The 18,477-nt window shown below is 47.0% G+C and carries 15 protein-coding genes; 8 read left to right on the top strand and 7 right to left on the bottom strand.

Annotation, left to right across the window (positions count from 1 at the left end; translation table 11 throughout):
* Positions 1 to 5: 5 nt before the first annotated feature.
* From F0316_RS16560 to F0316_RS16550, 3 genes are all read left to right on the top strand, one after another.
* Positions 6 to 1,985 carry a HAMP domain-containing methyl-accepting chemotaxis protein gene (locus F0316_RS16560; RefSeq protein ID WP_002045498.1) on the top strand — a complete coding sequence of 660 codons (1,980 nt, stop codon included), beginning with the start codon at positions 6 to 8 and terminating at the stop codon, positions 1,983 to 1,985.
* Between the two features lie 8 nt (positions 1,986 to 1,993).
* Positions 1,994 to 3,370, top strand: a complete 1,377-nt coding sequence (locus F0316_RS16555) for an ABC transporter substrate-binding protein (RefSeq protein WP_149560732.1) — start codon at positions 1,994 to 1,996, stop codon at positions 3,368 to 3,370.
* Between the two features lie 321 nt (positions 3,371 to 3,691).
* A complete protein-coding gene (locus F0316_RS16550) occupies positions 3,692 to 4,045 on the top strand; it encodes a hypothetical protein (RefSeq protein ID WP_001893521.1) in 354 nt (117 codons plus the stop codon).
* Between the two features lie 113 nt (positions 4,046 to 4,158).
* On the opposite strand, the gene F0316_RS16545 is transcribed toward F0316_RS16550, so the two are convergent.
* The 3 genes from F0316_RS16545 to glgX form a co-directional block, all read right to left on the bottom strand.
* Positions 4,159 to 5,790, bottom strand: coding sequence for a methyl-accepting chemotaxis protein (locus tag F0316_RS16545; protein WP_095476956.1), 1,632 nt, complete (start codon positions 5,788 to 5,790; stop codon positions 4,159 to 4,161).
* Positions 5,791 to 6,250: 460 nt separating this feature from the next.
* Positions 6,251 to 6,502 carry a DUF2999 family protein gene (locus F0316_RS16540; RefSeq protein WP_001068179.1) on the bottom strand — a complete coding sequence of 84 codons (252 nt, stop codon included), beginning with the start codon at positions 6,500 to 6,502 and terminating at the stop codon, positions 6,251 to 6,253.
* A gap of 134 nt (positions 6,503 to 6,636) precedes the next feature.
* Positions 6,637 to 8,607, bottom strand: coding sequence for a glycogen debranching protein GlgX (gene glgX / locus F0316_RS16535; protein WP_095476957.1), 1,971 nt, complete (start codon positions 8,605 to 8,607; stop codon positions 6,637 to 6,639).
* Positions 8,608 to 9,038: 431 nt separating this feature from the next.
* Between glgX and lamB the strand changes: the two genes are divergently transcribed.
* The 3 genes from lamB to F0316_RS16520 all read left to right on the top strand — a co-directional run bounded on the left by lamB (position 9,039) and on the right by F0316_RS16520 (position 12,574).
* Positions 9,039 to 10,223, top strand: a complete 1,185-nt coding sequence (gene lamB, locus F0316_RS16530) for a maltoporin LamB (protein ID WP_172626072.1) — start codon at positions 9,039 to 9,041, stop codon at positions 10,221 to 10,223.
* 204 nt (positions 10,224 to 10,427) lie between these two features.
* Complete coding sequence (locus F0316_RS16525; RefSeq protein WP_000244230.1) at positions 10,428 to 11,264, top strand: MalM family protein; 837 nt, start codon at positions 10,428 to 10,430, stop codon at positions 11,262 to 11,264.
* A 152-nt stretch (positions 11,265 to 11,416) separates the two neighbouring features.
* Positions 11,417 to 12,574 carry a tetratricopeptide repeat protein gene (locus F0316_RS16520; RefSeq protein WP_149560730.1) on the top strand — a complete coding sequence of 386 codons (1,158 nt, stop codon included), beginning with the start codon at positions 11,417 to 11,419 and terminating at the stop codon, positions 12,572 to 12,574.
* A 130-nt stretch (positions 12,575 to 12,704) separates the two neighbouring features.
* Here F0316_RS16520 and nagB read toward each other — a convergent pair whose 3' ends face one another.
* Complete coding sequence (nagB, locus tag F0316_RS16515) at positions 12,705 to 13,505, bottom strand: glucosamine-6-phosphate deaminase (protein WP_001237050.1); 801 nt, start codon at positions 13,503 to 13,505, stop codon at positions 12,705 to 12,707.
* A gap of 363 nt (positions 13,506 to 13,868) precedes the next feature.
* On the opposite strand from nagB, the gene F0316_RS16510 reads away from it, so the two are divergent.
* A complete protein-coding gene (locus tag F0316_RS16510; RefSeq protein ID WP_000787145.1) occupies positions 13,869 to 14,120 on the top strand; it encodes a DUF3081 domain-containing protein in 252 nt (83 codons plus the stop codon).
* 144 nt (positions 14,121 to 14,264) lie between these two features.
* On the opposite strand, the gene F0316_RS16505 is transcribed toward F0316_RS16510, so the two are convergent.
* Complete coding sequence (locus F0316_RS16505; RefSeq protein WP_149560729.1) at positions 14,265 to 16,256, bottom strand: flavohemoglobin expression-modulating QEGLA motif protein; 1,992 nt, start codon at positions 16,254 to 16,256, stop codon at positions 14,265 to 14,267.
* A gap of 78 nt (positions 16,257 to 16,334) precedes the next feature.
* Entirely contained in the window at positions 16,335 to 16,694 is a 360-nt protein-coding gene (locus F0316_RS16500; protein ID WP_001882815.1) for a DUF413 domain-containing protein, read from the bottom strand.
* Positions 16,695 to 16,844: 150 nt separating this feature from the next.
* On the opposite strand from F0316_RS16500, the gene F0316_RS16495 reads away from it, so the two are divergent.
* On the top strand, positions 16,845 to 17,729 hold the full coding sequence (locus F0316_RS16495) for a LysR family transcriptional regulator (protein WP_000382702.1): 885 nt from the start codon (positions 16,845 to 16,847) through the stop codon (positions 17,727 to 17,729).
* 91 nt (positions 17,730 to 17,820) lie between these two features.
* Here F0316_RS16495 and F0316_RS16490 read toward each other — a convergent pair whose 3' ends face one another.
* On the bottom strand, positions 17,821 to 18,264 hold the full coding sequence (locus F0316_RS16490) for a DoxX family protein (RefSeq protein WP_001094294.1): 444 nt from the start codon (positions 18,262 to 18,264) through the stop codon (positions 17,821 to 17,823).
* Positions 18,265 to 18,477: the final 213 nt, after the last annotated feature.

The raw sequence follows: 18,477 nt of genomic DNA, 5'->3' as shown, positions 1-18,477 counted from the left end.
GGTTCATGGGTTTATCTATCGTGCAGCGCATTATCGCTGGCTTCGTATTGATGCTCCTGTTGTTAATCCTATTAGGTGTCATTAGTACTTTGAAAATCCGCGGTATTAACGATGGGTTATCAGAAGTGTCAGATCGAGCCACACCTTTAGTGATGGCAGTTGCGGGTCTTAAGGAAGCGTTACAAGAGAGCAACCGTTGGGTGCTGGAATTTCGCACTAGTGAAGAGGCTGGTGAGCTCCCCCAACTGTCGAACAAGTTCAAAGATCAGCAAGCACGCTTTCGACAATTGAGCCAGCAAATGAACGCATTGACGGATTCAACCGAGAGCCAAAAGCAGTTCCAAGATGTGTTACAGGCCACCAATCAGTTTTATAGCCAAGCGGATCAAGTACTGACTCAACATAGTGAATGGGTGAATGCGCTGGCGCAGCGTCGCAAATTAGAAATTGCCTTTATTCGCTTAGAGGATACCTATCAATGGGCCGCCGATTTGTTATTACAACAGAGCTCGGGTCAACGTTCGATGCGTAACAAAGCTGAGCTGATCACGTCTGGAATTGCCCGCGATTTAAAAAATATTCGCCGAGCGGATGCCAAGACAGATTTAAATGAACTGGAAAAAGTTCTGAGTAAAGACATCGAAATGGCGAGAAAACGACTCGATCGTGTATTGGTTCCTGACGATGTAAAAGCGCGCTACATCGCAAACCTCAACCGCCTACAAGAGCTCGCTTTGGGCCAAAATGGTTTGCTGGCAACCATGCGTAAAGCGCAGCAGTTGGAAAATGCTCTGCTCATTCAAAACCAACAGGTCGATGCCAGCCTTGCCAATAGCTTAGCGAAACTGGATGACATGGCGAAATATGCCGGCTCAATTGCTCAGCAAAGTCGTGTGCTGGCGGATGCTGCGGTGAGCAGTGCGAATTTCTGGATTATGGCGGTCTCGGCGATTTCCGCTGCTGTTGCGTTAGTGATTGGTTACACCACGGCGCGCAGTATTCAAAAGCCGTTGCAAAAAATTAATCACGAGCTGGCTTATATGGCTCGAGGCGATATGACACGGCGCATTAACTACCAAACTCGTTGCGAGTTTGGGGCGCTTTCTCGCTCAATTGACATTCTGGCGGACAAAACCGGTGAGCTACTGTCACAAATCAACGCCGGTTCACGCCATCTGGTGAATGAAGCGAGCCGCTCAGCGGAAATCAGTGAACGCGCTATGGCGCGGGTGCAAGAACAAAAGAGCCAAACCGACCAAGTGGCGGCGGCCATTACAGAGCTTGAAGTCAGTGCCACCGAAGTAGCGCGTTCAACCGATGGTGCGAAAGACGAGGTGGATCGCGCGGATGCAGAAGCAAAACAAGGGCGTCAAAAGGTCGCCACGACACGTCGTATTACCGAGCAGTTAGCGAGTGATATGGAATCGGCCGTGGGCATTACCCATAAACTCGGCGAGTTTAGTAATAACATTGGCAGTATTTTGGATGTGATCCGCGGTATCGCCGAGCAAACCAATTTGTTGGCACTCAATGCGGCGATTGAGGCCGCGCGTGCCGGAGATGCCGGACGCGGTTTTGCGGTGGTGGCGGATGAAGTTCGTGCTTTGGCTACGCGCACTCAAACCTCGACCGAAGAGATCCAACATATGATTGAGAACTTGCAGGAGTCGAGTAAGCAAGTGGTCGAGGTGATGGGGCGCAGCCAAGAGCAGACTCGTGCTTGTGTTGAGCAGACAAGGGAAATGGATTCTGCGCTGCAATCGATCGCTGATCGTATGGGAGCGATTAAAGAGATGGCCGATCAAGTTGCCCATGCGGCGCAAGAGCAAATCGTAGTCAGTCAAAGTGTTGCGCACCATGTAACTGGGATTGCAGAAGTTGCCCATGAAACGGAGCGTGAAGCGCGTGAATCCGCCAACAGCAGTGAAGTGTTGGCCGATCTTGCAGCTAAGCAGCAACAACTCATTGCACACTTTAAGGTCTAGGAGGGCTTATGACGAACAAGTGGATTGGAGCTCTAGGTCTCCTACTATCGGGTCAGTTGATGGCCAGCGAATTGGTGATTGAAAGTTGGCGCGCCGATGATAAGGCGCTGTGGGAGCAAAAAATCATCCCCGCTTTTGAAGCTGCGAATCCTGGCATCAAAGTGAAATTTAACCCAGTGCCGAATGTGAACTATATGCCAACATTGTGGGAAAACTTAAAAGCTGGAAAAGCGGGAGATTTGATCACTTGCCGCCCGTTTGATGATTCTTTGGCACTTTTCAAAGCCGGGCACTTGGCAGAAATCACCGAAATGGCTGGGATGGAAAATTTCCCGAGCTTTGCCCAAGCGCCTTGGCAAACCGATTCTGGGGCACAAACTTTCTGTGTCCCTATGGCTTCAGTGATACATGGTTTTTTCTATAATAAGAAAATTTTCAATGAGTTAGGTTTGAGTGTGCCGCAAACCCGTGAACAGTTTTTTACCGTTCTCGATAAAGTGAAAGCGTATGGACGTTATATCCCCTTATCGATGAGTGGCTCTGAAAGCTGGGTCGCATCTGAATTGGGCTATCAAAATATCGGCCCCAATTATTGGAAAGGGGAAGATGGTCGTTTGGCTTTGATTAATGGCCAAGAGCATTTGGACGATTCACAGTACGTTAAGGTGTTTGAAGAGCTAGCGCGTTGGCGAGCCTACTTAGGTGAGGGCGGTGAGCTGAGGGATTATGGCACCAGTAATGAGCTCTTTACCTCGGGTAAAGCCGCGCTTTATGTGGCGGGTTCGTGGGAAATTGCACCATTTACCGATAAAGTCGATTTTGGCGTTATGCGCCCTCCTGTCGCGAAGCAAGGGGATGGCTGTTTCTTTACTGACCATACCGACATCGGTATGGGGATGAACCCGGCCAGCAAAAATCCGCAAGCAGCGATGGCCTTTTTACAATGGTTAACTACACCAGAGTTTGCTGAGTTGTATACCAATTCGCTACCGGGGTTTTTCTCGTTGTCTAACCACTTCTTTGACGTCACCAATCCTGCGGCGCGCGAAATGATGGAGTGGCGCGATCAATGTGATTCAACCATTCGGGTTGCAACGCAAATTCTTTCGCGTGGTCAACCTAAGTTAGGTGATGAGCTTGCCGAAGTGAGCCAAGCGGTATTGGTTGGCAAAATGACACCAACCGCTGCGGCAGAGCGCCTAGAGCAAGGTTTAAAACGCTGGTACGCTCCCCATCAAACTCGTAAAGCGAAAGAACAAGAGTGTCAATGTGTTGAGCCCATATCTCCGACGACGCGCCTAAATACACTTCCTGTTGTTGATATTGCTCCTGTCGTTGCAAGCGATCCTGCACCCCCAACGGAGGCCACAATATTGTCGGAATAAGTTATCGACTCAATGTGTTCAAACCATATGGCATTGCAGGTAGGTAAAACTACGACAGCTTAAAGTGGAGAGCCTAGTTGGAAATCAAGCGGCAACCGTTATGCCGCTTGATTTATTTCTCGCCCGATATGTTTTGAAACACGACAGGGAAGGGGCGGGAATAGTGGGCAGATGTTTTGTTTAGCTAAACGGCAATTCACTATTTTTTGACAGCGTTCTGGAAGCGTTCGGGTTACTCTCAGCACAAAATAGTGATGGAGAAATGGAATGGTGTGGAGAAAACGCACAGCAGTTTTACTGGGTATGGTGTCATTGAACGTAATGGGAGCACCGATTTGTGAGGTGACAATAAATCAACTGCAGGATGTGGATCGGGGCTACCAAGTCTTTGAACATGACGGCAGTAAGACCATATCACCAAACCCACCATTGCGCTGCGCCGAAATTTCCTTGACGCTATCTCAACATCAGCAAAAAGTGGCCGTTTGGCTCACTAAACGGCTTAAAGCGACATTAATTAATGGGCGAGAAGTTGAAGCAACTCAACTTTCATTTAGAAAAGAGGATCTCAAGGCAGGATACGTTAGCTTTGACGCTCACCAAGCTAAATCCGCCTATGTTTGCTTTGACGAGGATGCGGCAGCGATAAGAACTATTGAATGTGATTGGAACTGAATCTGGATTGATGTGCTGTGAGAGTGGCTTGAATCATAAGTTCGGCATTCCACTTAGAGATAAAAAAGGCGATGAATATCATCGCCCTATCAAATACCTATTCGTTCGAACTATTACAAACGAAAGCGCTGTACCGTATCTTGCAACTGGCTCGCTAGCTGGCTGAGTTCTGCGCAAGATTGAGCAGCGCTAGAGGAGCCCTGTGCGACTTGCTTGGCTGACTCGTTGATTCGCTCAATGTTACGGCTGAGTTCTTCGCTCACCGAATCTTGCTCACCACAGGCGCTGGCAATTTGAATCGTCATATCCGCAATTTGGCTACTTTGGTGACGAATTTGCTCAATCGCTTGCTGTGTTTCTTGGCTTTGCTCTACACAGTGGTTGATCAACTCACGACTGTTGTTGGTGGTTTCGCGTGCTTTTTGTGCGCAGGCTTGCAAGTTTTGAATGATCTCAACGATATCGCCAGTGGACTGCTGGGTTTTACCTGCCAGCGAACGTACTTCGTCGGCGACTACCGCAAAGCCACGGCCTTGTTCGCCAGCGCGCGCGGCTTCAATCGCTGCGTTCAGTGCGAGTAGGTTCGTCTGTTCCGCGATGTTACTGATCACATCAACCACCATGTTGATTTGTTGCGCTTGGCTTTCTAGCTCCAGCACACGCTGTTCTGTGCGGCCGATCTCTTGATTCACATGTTGAATCGAGTCATTGACGGCGCGCATTTGTTGTGAACCCACGTTGGCGTGTTGGCTGCTGTCGCGTGATGCATCTGAAGCGACTTCAGTATTACGAGCGACTTCTGCGACGGTCGATTTCATCTCGGCCATGGCTGTTGCAATTTGCATCACTTCTTCTTGCTGGATCTGCATGCCTTGTGATGTTTGCTCGGACACCGCGCTCACTTCATCCACCGCATGCGCCAGTTGAGTCGCGCTAGTAATGATCTCTTCGACCATCAGGCGCAGGTTATTTTGCATTTTGCTGCAGGCATCTGCCAGTTCACCTAATTCGTCGTGACCTATGGTTTTGCGATCTAAGCGGTGCGCTAAATTACCTTCAGCAATCGCATTCGCTTGAGTGACGACTTGCATCAGTGGACGGCAGATAAGATTGGTGAGCAGCCACGTCACCGCACTCATAAAGGCGAGGAGAGCAATAATGCTTGCGACAGAAAATTCGCTAATGTTATCAATAAGCTCGGTCAGCTCACTGCGGTTATTATCCACATAAGAGAGATTGAGTTTCAGCAGTTCGTCAATCGCTGTTTCCAACTTTTCAAACGTAGGTAGAGAGCGTTGCAGATCTTGCTGCGCTTTGATCATCTCTTTTTGTAGGATGTCGTTGTTAAATGAACCGAGCTGGCGTAAGTACTCGTTCCATAAGTTTTTCACTGGCATGAAGATGCTACGTTCGTGATCGGTCCAAATGCTGCGCTCATAGCGGCTCAGATCTTGGGCGATTTGTTGATAGTGATCGTTCATCCAGCGGATGTCTTCGGCGATTTCTGCTTCATCGGTTGAGGAAAGTAAGCTGATTTGCGCTCTACGCACGGAGGACATGTTGTACTTGATACCGTTCACCAACATCATCGAAGGTAAGGTATCGTCAGTCAGATTGAGTACGTCGCTTTTAATGGTATGAAGGGAGTTATAAAGGTAGCCACCAAAAGCTAAGTTGATTAAGGCAATCACGCCAAACGCGACTGCGATTTTTTTGCCTATCGCTAAATTTTTGAAGAAAGCCATAAAGAGTCTGTGACCTCGTGGTAAAGCGGGTTGGTCACGTCCATATGTTGAATGCGCTGTCCAAGTTGCGGTTCACGAGCGAAGTTGCATAACGCTGGTGAAGAATTGCAGCGGAGTATAACACCGATTGCATTAATAAAACGAAATTATGTGCGATCTATCGCATTTTATGTCGGATTGTGAAGAGGTTTTATGACGATAAGGTGTAAACACGGGTGAACAGACATTGAGCGCTATGAGAATTTGGGGCGTGAGTTGTGGTGAAAAAATGACACTAGGATCAGGCTATGTATGAACCGCTATTCATCATAGCCTTTTGCTATCCCCTTGCTAGTTGAAGCTGCAGCGGTGTTGGTTGCATTCACTGATCCCAATCGCAGAGTGTCTCTATACTTATGAGGATTCACTCATTCACCGTCTATCTGCAACTCCAAGTCGTTTGGGTATAAAAGGTAGTGACCTATTGTTGGAGTTTGGCTTTCGCTGCTTCTACTTTTGCGAAGTCGAGTCCCAGCTCTTCAACGGCTTGTTTGATCAGCGCCGGATTTTGCATTACTTGCGCCAGTACCATTTGCATTTTGTCTTGAGGAAGACCGAGTTGCGCCAGCGTGGCCATGGCGGCAAGCGGGTTTTGGGTCAGAGTTTGAAACAACTCGTTGATCTGCTCGTTACTGATATTGTTTTCTTTCAGCATCGCTAGAATGGGGTTCATTCAATTTCCTCTGTTTTTCTATAGCTCTGTAACGCGAAAGCAACGAGAACGTTGCTTCTGTTGGTGTGAACGGCACGAGACGGTGCCGCTCTAAAGGTTGCCATTGTCGCAGCTTGCTGCTCTCTTCGCTACTTTTAAGCCGATTTTTTCTTCGGTTGATAGTGCAAAATCGACATTGAAACAGGCAGTTGCAACACTTCACCTTCAGCATGACCATGCTGAGCATGGCGCATATTGGTATCGCAAATCAAACGCCAATCCTGCTGCCTATCTTTGGGGAGCACAAAGCGCGCTGGCGCGTTGGTTTGATTAATCAAATACAACATTTCAGGGCCATCACTACCAATGCCGATATGCAAAGCGACCGAGGAGAGGCGATTCCAGTCATCCATTTCCATCGGTTTGCCATCCACCCTACGCCAAGCAATACGGTTATTGTTACGGTTTTCGCCACTAAATGCGCGAATAAAGGGCACCATGTAGGTTTGTCTTGCCGCTACCATTCCGGCAAGCCATTCACGAAAATCTTGTTTGGTTTCGTTGTTTTCCCAGTTTAACCAGCTGATGTCGTTGTCTTGACAGTAAGCGTTATTGTTGCCTTTTTGAGTGTGTGAGAGCACATCGGCGGTGAGAATGTGTGGAATACCGAAAGCAAACAGCAGGCTGGCCATAAAGTTACGTTTTTGCCGCTCACGAGTCGCGCGGATCACGATACTGTCGGTGTCACCTTCAAAACCGTAGTTGTCCGAGCGGTTATCACCATGGCCATCGCGGTTTTGTTCGCCATTCGCTTCGTTGTGTTTGTGTTTATAAGACACTAAATCTTGCAGCGTAAACCCATCGTGATAGGTGATGTAGTTGACGGTCAGTTTGTAAGGCCAGTTAGCCGCGCTGTAGAGGTCGCGTGAACCCATGAGGCGTGTCGCAAACTCCTTCAAAAAGCCTAGGTCGCCACGCCAGAAGCTACGGGTAATATCGCGTAGTTTGTCGTTGGTTTCATTCCAACCAAAAGGAAAGTTACCCACTTGGTAGCCATTGGGGCCAATGTCCCAAGGTTCGGCAATTAGCTTTACTTCGCGCAGCACCGGATCTTGTGCAACGGCTTTGAAAAAGGCCGCTTCTTTGCTGAACTCATCACCACGTCGGCCGAGGGTGGCGGCTAAATCGAAACGAAAACCGTCAATCTGATATTCTTCTACCCAACAGCGAAGCGTGTCCATCACTAAATTCAGTGCCGCTTGGTTGGAGAGATCGACCGTGTTGCCACATCCCGTGTAGTTGGCGTAGTGATCGCCATGGTGCAGATAGTAGTTTGGATCAAGGGCTTTGAGGTTGAACACTGGTCCATTGGTTCCACCTTCTGCAGTGTGGTTATACACCACATCCAAAATGACTTGGATGCCGTTGCGATGCAGCTCACGGATGGTGGTTTTTAGTTCATTGACGGCGTCTTTACTTGCGTAACGTGGATCGGGGGCCATAAATACATAAGGGTTATAACCCCAATAATTGACCTTGCCACTTTCCAAGAGATGGGGCTCATGCATACAAGCTGCAATTGGGAGTAGCTGCAGAGTATTAATATTTTGCTGGCGATAAAAATCCAGCATAGGTTGGCTCACCAACCCTAAATATTTGCCACGTAGGGCTTTTTCTACATCTGGATTTAATTGGGTTAACCCTTTGACATGGGTTTCAAATAACACCATCTCATCTCGAGCGATACGCGGCTTAGCCACGTTTTGCCAATCAAAGTGGGTATCTGTGACTATACATTTGGGCAGATCAAAACTTTTATGGCTGTCAAATGGAGGGGCATAATGCAGCGGCCCTTCTAACGCTCGAGCGTAAGGGTCAGAAATATAATGCAATTCATCATTGAGCTGAATTAAATAACCGTATTTCTGCCCAGCATGAATGCCAGAAATATGCGTATGTTTGACCCCTGCATATTCATGTTCAAGCTGATGTGTTTCATAGCTACCGTCAGCATGAAAGAGAGCCAAGAGAATATCTCTATTGGCTGGAGCATAAATCGCAAAGTTACAACCCTCTGCATCGAGTGTTGCTCCTAATGGGAAAGGCGTTGACAGGTTCATTTTCATTTTTAATCGTTTTTTAGCGCACCACGTTATTAAGTAAAAGGCTTTGCTTGTCTTAGGTCAAGCGCGCGGTCACAAATATTTATCTGTAATTTTATTTCATATTAATGACGAGAATGGGGCTAAATAGTGATCCTCCATACACTTTGTATTGGTTTATTTAGAAAGTGGCTAACCTACTCCCCCCAAATAACGTGATCTAAGTTTTAAAAACAACATACTGTAATTTTTCTCATCCTTTCTCCTCCCCCCCAAATAAAAATGGGGTGGAGGAAGTGCCTTTTATCCTCCTCACGTAATCTCACCACAGTTGAAACAACTGGGGACTCGTTCCCATCTTACCTCTCTTTTTATGCTGCCAACTTTCTGCCTTTGGGGGCTCGACAGAAAAGAGGGTCAAGAATCCAAAATAAAAACCCTAAATGGAGTTAACGATGAAAAAAGTAAGTGTAATTGCTGCCGCAGTGGCCGCGACGCTCGCAGCTGGTTCTGCTTTCGCTGTCGATTTCAATGGCTACTTCCGTGCTGGTACAGGTATCAGCGGTAATGGAGATGCGGATATCTCCTTCCAAAAAAATGGTATTGGTCGTCTTGGTAACGAAAACGACAACTACTATGAGTTTGGTTTTTCAGAAGAGCTGAAAACGGGCGATCAAACGTGGAAGATTGACTCCATGTTGGCAAAAGGTGATGACGAAGGAAAAAATGGTTGGGAAGCTGGTGATATTAACGTTGCTCAATTCAATGTGCAGGCAAAGGGTCTACTGACTTCTGATAAAGAAGCTGTGCTTTGGGCGGGTAAACGCTACTACCAACGTAAAGATATTCACATCACGGACTTCTACTTTCTAAACACATCGGGCACTGGTGGTGGTATTGAAAACCTGTCTGTGGGTAATCAAAAACTCTCTGTTGCTCTGGTTCAAGATGGCGATAATACGAATTCTTCAGGTTACATCTTTGATGCTCGCCTCGCGAATATCGGTCTGTGGGAAAATGCGACTCTTGAATTAGCAGTGGCATACAACTTCGCCACTGAGAAAGATGGTAAAACTGAACTGGCTGATGACGGTGTAATGGGTACAGCGATTCTGCACCAAGGTCTAAGCAATGGTTTTAACCAAACAGTTTTCCAATATGGTACTGCAAGTTACGGCGCGCAAGTGGCTAATTTCTGGGGTTCGGGTACTTACTACGGTCGTGGTAACGCAGATAACAATGATGCGAGCGGTTTCCGTCTGTTGAACTGGGGTGTGGTTAGCCTCGGCGAATCGTGGGAAATGGGTCACCAATTGGCTTACCTATCAGGCTCTGACATCGGCGCAACGAAAGCAGATATCGATCAGTACTCAGTGGTTGTTCGTCCGATGTACAAGTGGAATGACACTATGCGCACTGTGTTTGAAGCAGGTTACAACGGTGGTGAAGATACTTCTGGTGCAGATTTCGAATACAGCAAGTTCACCGTAGCTCAAGCATGGGCAATGGGTAACAGCTTCTGGGCTCGTCCTGAACTGCGTGTTTACGGCTCATACCTGACGGATCATGAAGGTACGACTTTTGGTAGCAAAGGCGATTCAGATTTCGTGATGGGTATCCAAGTTGAAGCTTGGTGGTAATCAACCCACTTGTTCTTAAAATCTATTGTCCATAATTCAAATAGCCGATGCAGATCGGCTATTTTTTTCAAGGCTCATATCATATTCAACATGTGAAGTCATAAGACACCCTAGTTTGGGGGTAACGCACAAATTTGTGCGCTTATGGTTTCTTGCCAACAGGTTTGATGAGAGTCTTTAAAAAAATGATAAAAAGGAGTCGTTATGGTGCTTAGAGCTTTATTACTTGGGGGATGCATTGCATTAGCGGGTTGTCAGAGTACAGCTGTTGTTGAGCAAGTAAAGCCTAATACAGGGCAGGAGGTTCAGCAGATTGGGCAATTGCAAGCGACCAAGGTGAAATTACCTAGCACGACTAAGGTGGCGTTGACCAAGGAAACGCAGTATTTGCGCAATCAGGTGATTGCAAGCCCTGTCGCATTGTTTGAGATCCCCGCGGATCGTGGCCAAATGACATTGACGATCACCAGTGAGATTAGCGATTCGGTATTTTACCCGCATGTGATGATTGTCGATGCGCAAGGTCAAGTCGTGGAATCCTATGAAGAGGTGACCTTTGAGTACCGTAAACCGCGTTTGCATTTAGGTAATCGCTTAGTCGCAGAGTTGGATTTCTATCCACCGCAAGGTTACAAATCGTTGTTTGTTTTGGTTTACACCAAACAGCAAGACTTACAAGGTGTCACGTATGTTGCGCATCCTGCGAGGATTGATGCTGAGGCACGGGGAAACTATCTGCCGGAAGTGAAAGATATTCCAGTACCTCACACCTTAACCGGAACGATTGAGCTGGATGTCTCTGGTCCTTCTTTCTTATCCTTTGTACGCAGTGAAGATCGCCAAACTGCAACATCAACGGATGCTGCGAAAACTCAAATTCAGGTTCAACCAGATACGCAAACTTATTACTTCTCCTCCATAGAGCGAGCTGTGCAAGCGAATGATTTACCTAAGGCGCTGAGTCTATTAGATGAAGCGAAAGCACTGGGAATTGAAGGTGCGCAAGAAGTGTTTGTGAAAGCGGTTAATGCTCGCAAATAATGAAACCGACCGACGAAAATGGGTGGAGGATCTCCACCCATTTTTTATCGCACATAGTTTCTACGTTGGATGTAAAGTACAATTCAACCATCGTTTAGTTTTGCCAGCCTTCAAACTGCGCAGGCAAAGGCAGTGACCCAGTTAGAGAAACTATGAATATTATCGGAATTGCGATTGGCGCTACCGGGCTAACACTTATCCTGATTTTTGTCTGGATGATAGTGCTATCCGTCAGACGTAAGCGGTTAGAGGAAGAACGCAGAGCCAGAGAAGAGACGTATCGCAAAGCGTTAGAGCGTAACCGAGAGCAAGAACGCAAAGAAAGATTGTTTAAAGCCGAATCCGGGCACATTCCAACCATTTTGTTTTTAGCCAAAGAGGCGGAACGCAACAGTTTAAAAGAAGCCTTGTTTTGGTATGAAAAAGCCGCACATCTCGACAATATCCCCGCCATGTACGGTATTGTGCGGGTTTGTCAGCGGATCCGAGAAGATGTGATTGCGAAAGAGAAGGCCAAATTTTGGCAAACCTGTGTGCGTGGTGTTGAAGGCGATCTGGCTGCCAAATTTGAAACTGGCATGGCATGGCTATACGGTCGTGGGGTGGAAGTTAACGTTTCGCGTGGTATTGGGCTAATTCAAGAAGCGGCAGAAGCCAATTTCATTGATGCGATTTTGTTTATGGGCGGATGGTGCGTGTCGAAAGATAACATTGCTCCGACGCCTTCAGATTCGACGTTTTGGTATGAAAAGGCCGCTCGTATGGGCAGTGCCGAAGGCATGATGAGATTAGGGCAAAACTTGCTGCATGGCATTGGTGGCGCCAGTGATTTTCCGATGGCGTGTTATTGGTTAGAGCGTGCCTCAGAAAAAGGGCACCCTGAAGCCATGTATCATGCCGGTGAAGCGTGGATTGACCGTGGTGCTCACGGTAAAGCAATTGCGTATATTTGGTTGTTCCTTTCGGCTTCTATGGGGTATGAGCCTGCGAAAAATCTGCGTGATTTGGTGGGGGGGAAGCTCGGAGTGGAATCGATTGTCGGTTTACAAGCCTTGGCCAAACCGTTGCAACGTAAATTAGCCACCAGTTCGGTGACTAAACATTCGATGATTCGTGCGCTGAATAAACTGTATAAACGCCAGATCCCGATTCCGACGAAAGATGTGGTGGATCCTCTCGCAGAGCAAGAAGCCGAGTCTTTAATTGATTTAATTGAACCTAATGCTCTCAATGACGTGCCTCATGTTACCAGTGAGCGACTGGATTTCTCACAAGGCCCAATCGATAGCCTCCCGTTTGACAAAAGATAATAAGGAAAAGGCTCTACTTCTATCGAGGCTCTTCTTACTTGAAGTCGCAACTCGTAGTCGTTTGAGGAGAGATAGCAATAAAAACGCCCCGAATATCGAGGCGTTTTTATTAGCTTGATTGAGATTTATCTTAGAAGCCTACGATGTTTTTGGCTTCTAACTCAGTGAAATATTTAACGGTTTTCACTTTCAGCTCTTGGGTTGATGGCTCGTCACACACGATCACCGCTTTAGGGTGCAGTTGCAGTGCAGAGACAGTCCATAGGTGGTTTACACTCCCTTCAACCGCTGCTTGCAGTGCCAGTGCCTTGTTGTGGCCAGTGACTAGAATCATGATCTCTTGTGCATCCAGCAGAGTGCCGACACCGATAGTCAGTGCATACTTAGGCACTTGATTGATATCCCCATCAAAGAAACGTGAGTTAGCGATACGAGTATCTTCCGTCAGGGTTTTGATACGAGTGCGTGAAGAGAGAGAAGACGCTGGTTCATTAAAGGCGATGTGGCCATCGTTACCTACACCACCCATGAACAGGTTGATCTTACCGTAAGATTTGATTTTGTCTTCGTAGCGCTTGCATTCTGCTTCGTGATCATCGGTATTACCGTTCAGCAGATTGATATTTTCTTCTTGGATATCAATATGATTGAAGAAGTTGTTGTACATGAATGAGCGGTAAGACTCAGGGTGGTCTGCGGCTAGGCCAACATACTCATCCATGTTGAAAGTGACGACGTGTTTGAAGCTCACTTCACCCGCTTTATGCATTTCAATCAGCGCTTTATAAGTCGCGAGTGGTGTGCCACCAGTAGGGAGTCCCAATACAAAAGGACGTTCAGCTGTTGGTTGAAACTCGTTGATACGCTTAACAATGTGTGCAGCCGCCCATTTACCAACTTGTGCTGCCGCTTTCAGTGGGATAAGTCTCATGTATTGCCCCTAGATTTGAATTTATGATGCCTTGCAATTCCCTTCCTACTGAGTGCCCTAGTGCAAACAAAGCAGAGTGGGTTTATGTTAATTTTCATTATAAAATAAGTAAGATTGAACTGCCATTGTTTTAGGTCAAAAATTATAGTCTTGATAAAAGCGGCCAACCAATAGGCTTGAATCGGGTGGATGTTCGGCAATCTAGAGCCTTGTCCTATCAAGATAAGCTTCGTCCAATATAACGGGTCTCAAAAAATTTATGGCCAAAATTAAGTGTTTTTTTGCGCTGACGCAGATCATAAACTGGCAAGCTGGCGCCTAACTGCCAATACTGATTATGGGCACATGTCGAGGAAAAAGATCATGAAAAATGAACTGGAACCGAGCAAAGTCTTATCGGCGTATGAAACGGTAATGGAAAATGGCTCACCCACTGAATTTGGCAAGATCTATGAAGGGATTGAAGCGTATGCGGATTATGATGGCTACAACATCTTCATGCGTGGTAACGGTGTTGAGCTGAAGATTGGCTTCCACAATACCTACCATTTGGCCTATGAGCAGGAGCACTTACGTGACAGTTTCCTGAAAAAACTGAGCATGTTGGCGAAATAATGCAGGATATTTTTTACCTGATGTTTTAAGTCATTTGGAGATAGTGCTGATTCATCTCCCTAAAAAAGCCCTGAGCAGTGGCCTGCGTCAGGGCTTTGGGAGAAAGATCCTCTTGTATCGAGTGAGCTTATTGTATCGAGTGAGTTAGTGGCGTAGCGACTCAATCAAATATTTGAGGGTGGGCTCTGGCTCGCTGCCTAAATCATCGAAACGGAATCGGGGTTTGATCAGCCAGCCGCGCTCGACCAGCTCATCAATTAAATCAAGGTATTGATAGCTGCATTTCCCGACCAACAGATTATCTAAGCTGCGCTTTTGTGCTTGCTGCAAGGTATTGATAAACCCTTCAAGATAAAGGTGATCTTTGGTGAAACCTCCGCCGCGATACACCCGTGTGGTGGTCACAAAGGCGCTTTCTCGATCGACACCATACTCTTCGGTTAAGTAGCTGAAGGTTTGGTAGAAATTGTGCTCTTTAAGCATGGAATCGACCGCCAACACTCGCGTTGCCAAGGTTTTGAGTCGCTCATGCGACATATAACCCGCTTTGTATTCCGCCAAAATGGCCAACCCTTCTTGTGACTCAGTTGCACCGGGTAAACCAATCGAAAACACGCGCAAAGGTTGCATACGGCCGTTAAAGGTGGTGGCGAGATGAACGCCAATTTCATGCTGAATTAGGCGCTGTATCTCTGCATGTGAGTACATCACCTTGCTATTGAGATATAAGGTTGGAGGCTTTTTGCCACTCACCATCGCCCGCGCTGCCAGTGATGCGGTGGGCGTAATATGGCAATGCATACCCCATTCCTGTGCTTTTTTCAGCATGATTTCAGCGGCTTGATCCGCGTTATACAGCTCGCCTTTCTCTTCCGGTAACGTCTTGGCGTAGAGTAGAAATTTCGCGTTTTCTATCGCGGTACGATTCGGTCGGCCATAAAAACGCGGCGAGTTATACAGGAAGGATTCCTGACCTATGCTGGTGAGCAAGTCGATTTTTTCGCTCAGTTTATCGACCATCGAGCCGTACAACTGTTTCAAATCAGGATCGGAAATGGTCTCGATTGGCAATTGATACAGTTGCTGTTTAAATTCATTGGCATTGATGGGTAACTGTTTGTAGCGAAACTCGGGTTTATAGCGACTCGGTGCCGCTTCAAAACGCTTCTGCTCAATATTGATATTGGTTGGGTTGACGTATTTAAGTGTCTCGACTTTGCGCGTCAGTTTAGACAGCGCATCATCAATACTCAAAATCGCTGGTTCAATCGATGAGCCAAGCATTTTCGCTTTGCTTATTCGGCGACGATTATGACGACGCTGAAAATAGGCACTGGTTTGGCTCAATGCACTTTTAAGGCCGCTACACAGCGCGTTTAACACCAAGGGATAGACAGTGCCAGTATCCTCCTCCATGAAGACTTTTTTTACTTCAGTGGGGAGTACTAACGTTCGGTCAAAATGAGCGTTGGTATGGGCAATTAAATAGCCACGGCCTTCAAATACCGCGTTGATTTCGGTGCTATTTTCGATGTGCGGCAGCTGAATTTTACTCAGTTCAGCACAGAAACGCTTCACCACGGAGCCCCAACGCTGCATGTCGATTTGTGCGGTACCTACGTTAAACACTGGAGTGGGTTTATCACCCAGCTGTTTATAGTTGTAAGCGTACATATCAAACACAATCACCATGCCATGCATCGCTTCAAGTTTGCGGATTAACGCCTCATAGAGTTGATAAAACTCGCTGTGCTTACGATGGCTCTCTGTACGCTGTTTATCGCTCAAAGGGCGATTCCAAGCAGATTTATAGCGGGTACTGAGGGTTTTCGCGCGGTTCAGATCGTACTCGAAGCGAGAATCGAGGCCACACAAAGTGATGGGCTGGGAGGCAATAAATTGATCGGTATAAGGTGCTTCTTCAAGATTACGTTCCGTTTTGCTCAGTTGGCACTGTTTGAGCAAATCTTCGCGTAAACGGCTTCCTGCATGGATAGCAGTACAAACCACGGGCAGATAGTCTTCTATCTTGATGAAACAGCCAGCGGATTCTAGCTCTCCGGCGAAAGGCTGCTCTCGCTGGATCAGCGATAACATCTCTTCAAGAGAATAAACGTTAGAAACTGGGTTGGGCATCTTTCCTCCCAAAGGACGCCAATCGTCGTCCATCCATGTCAGAGGGCTACAAATGATTTATGTAGCCCGAAGGAAAGATTAATCTTCCTCAGTCAAGCTTGGTTCGTCGTCGGTGTAATCTTCAACGCCATCAGGCTTGTTGCGGCCATTCAAGGTATGGAAACGCTTGCGGCCACGAGCCAGACGGGTGTATTTCAACCAAGCTTTCTCTAATTTGTTTTCTGCTAACTCTGGGTTTGCGAGCACTTTTAGAAAATGTTCTTCATCGGCATTTTCGGGCTGTAGCTCACCACTCTCCAAACCGAGCATAGTGTCGCCATACCGAGTTAGGATATCCTCTTCTGCTAGAGTAAAGTCTCCAGATTTAGCAAAGCCTCTTGGGAACTTCTTAGTATCGAAAAAACGTTTTTTTCCTTGACGAAATGCTGTCTCAGACATGTCAACCTCGTGTGAATATGTTCAACCACCTTGTAGCCGTGGGTCACGGCGAAAGTTAGGCGTAATCTTCGGAAAAGAAAAACAAAAATTTTTTATCGTCATAATACTTCTTACTTGTTAATCTTCACGGGTAACATCAGAGGAAACTATATGGACGTAAAAGTCTTTCGCACCTTTCTTGAACTGGCCAAAGTTCGCCATTTTGGTCGTGCTGCTGAAAATCTGTATTTGACGCAAGCGGCGGTGAGTGCGCGCATCAAGCAACTTGAAAATCATTTCGATGCTCAGTTGTTTACCCGTGACCGTAACAACATCAAATTGACTTCAGCAGGCGAGCGTTTGGTGGGGTATGCTGAGGTCATGGTTGCAACGCTGCAGCAGGCGAAATTTGAATTATCACTTGAAAGTGGTAAGGCTTTGCAGCTCACATTAGGCGGTACGCCTAACATTTGGGATGCTTACTTACAGCACTGTTTAAGCCGCATCACCGATACATTTGAAGGCTATGGCTTTTTGGCGGAAGTTATGGGGCGAGAGCAACTCAATCGCGGCTTGCTAGAGCGTACTTTGGATATGGCTTTCGCTCTGGATCCGATCAAAGCCGAAGAATTGCAATGCAAAAAAGTGGCTGATTTGGTTCTCGTGTTGGTATCCACCAAGCCTGACGATGCCGATAGCGTGTTTGAAAATCGCTACGTTTATGTCGATTGGGGCGCGCGTTTTGCTTCAGAGCATGCCGACCGCCACCCTAAAGCGCCAGCACCTTTTTTAAGAACGTCGACGGCAAGAATTGCGTTAGATTTCATTTTGGAGAAAGGGGGCAGCGCTTACTTACCGCAAACCATGGTGCAACCCTTATTGGATGCAGGGCAATTACATCGTGTGTCCGAGGTGAATGATTGGCAGCGCCCACTTTATCTTAGCTATCGCAAAAACAGCTCTTCCATTGAGGCGATAGTGCAGGTGGAGAAGTTGATGAAAACGTTAGACCCTTTCAGTGTGGTGCGTACGGTGGGCAAAGTGGAAGCCGTGTGATTGAGCACTGATTAAGTCGTAGGTACGAGAAAGGGGGAATCGCTTAACACGACTCCCCCTTTCTGCTTGAAGTGACTTATGTTGAAGTGACTTATGCCAAACGCTTTAGTAGCAGATTATCGAGGCTCAGACGACCTGCACCTGAAATCAGCAGTGAAACAGAGCCTGCCAACAGAGCCAAGCCAAACTCGTAACCGCCGTTGCTTAAGAATAAGCCGTGGCTAAAGTGCACGCTAAAAATCGCGACCAGCATGGTGACGGAGAGTACCAGTGCGGCAGGACGTGTCAGCAGACCTAGCAAAATGGCTAATCCGCCAAAAAACTCCCCACTTCCGGCCAGAAATGCCATCGCTACACCAGGCTCTAAGCCAATCGAAGCCATCCATTGACCTGTACCTTCAAGGCCGTAACCGCCGAACCAACCAAACAACTTTTGTGCACCGTGCGCCATAAAAATGATGGCTAGGGGAAGGCGCAGTGCTAGGGGGGCCCATGAATTTGGTGAAGTTAAAGCAGTTTTTAATAAAGTATTCATCAATAAATCCTCTCGGTTGACTCAGGCTATACGGTGATAGACTGGGTTGAAATTTTCGAACGACTCAAATGGTCTGTATATTTGATGAAATGAAGTTTATGGGATGAGCCTTGCGCAGAGAATCCCATTAGGCTGATGCTCTTGTTCAAAATTATTGAAGAAGCTTTTGCAGCTTAGTCTCTGCATTCCGTTCCGAAAATGGCTAGTCTAGAC

The sequence above is a fragment of the Vibrio cholerae genome, assembly GCF_008369605.1.
GTDB classification, from domain to species: Bacteria; Pseudomonadota; Gammaproteobacteria; order Enterobacterales; family Vibrionaceae; genus Vibrio; species Vibrio cholerae.
The sequence above is the reverse complement of the archived record's forward strand: the minus strand, read 5'-3'. Positions and strand labels throughout refer to the sequence as shown.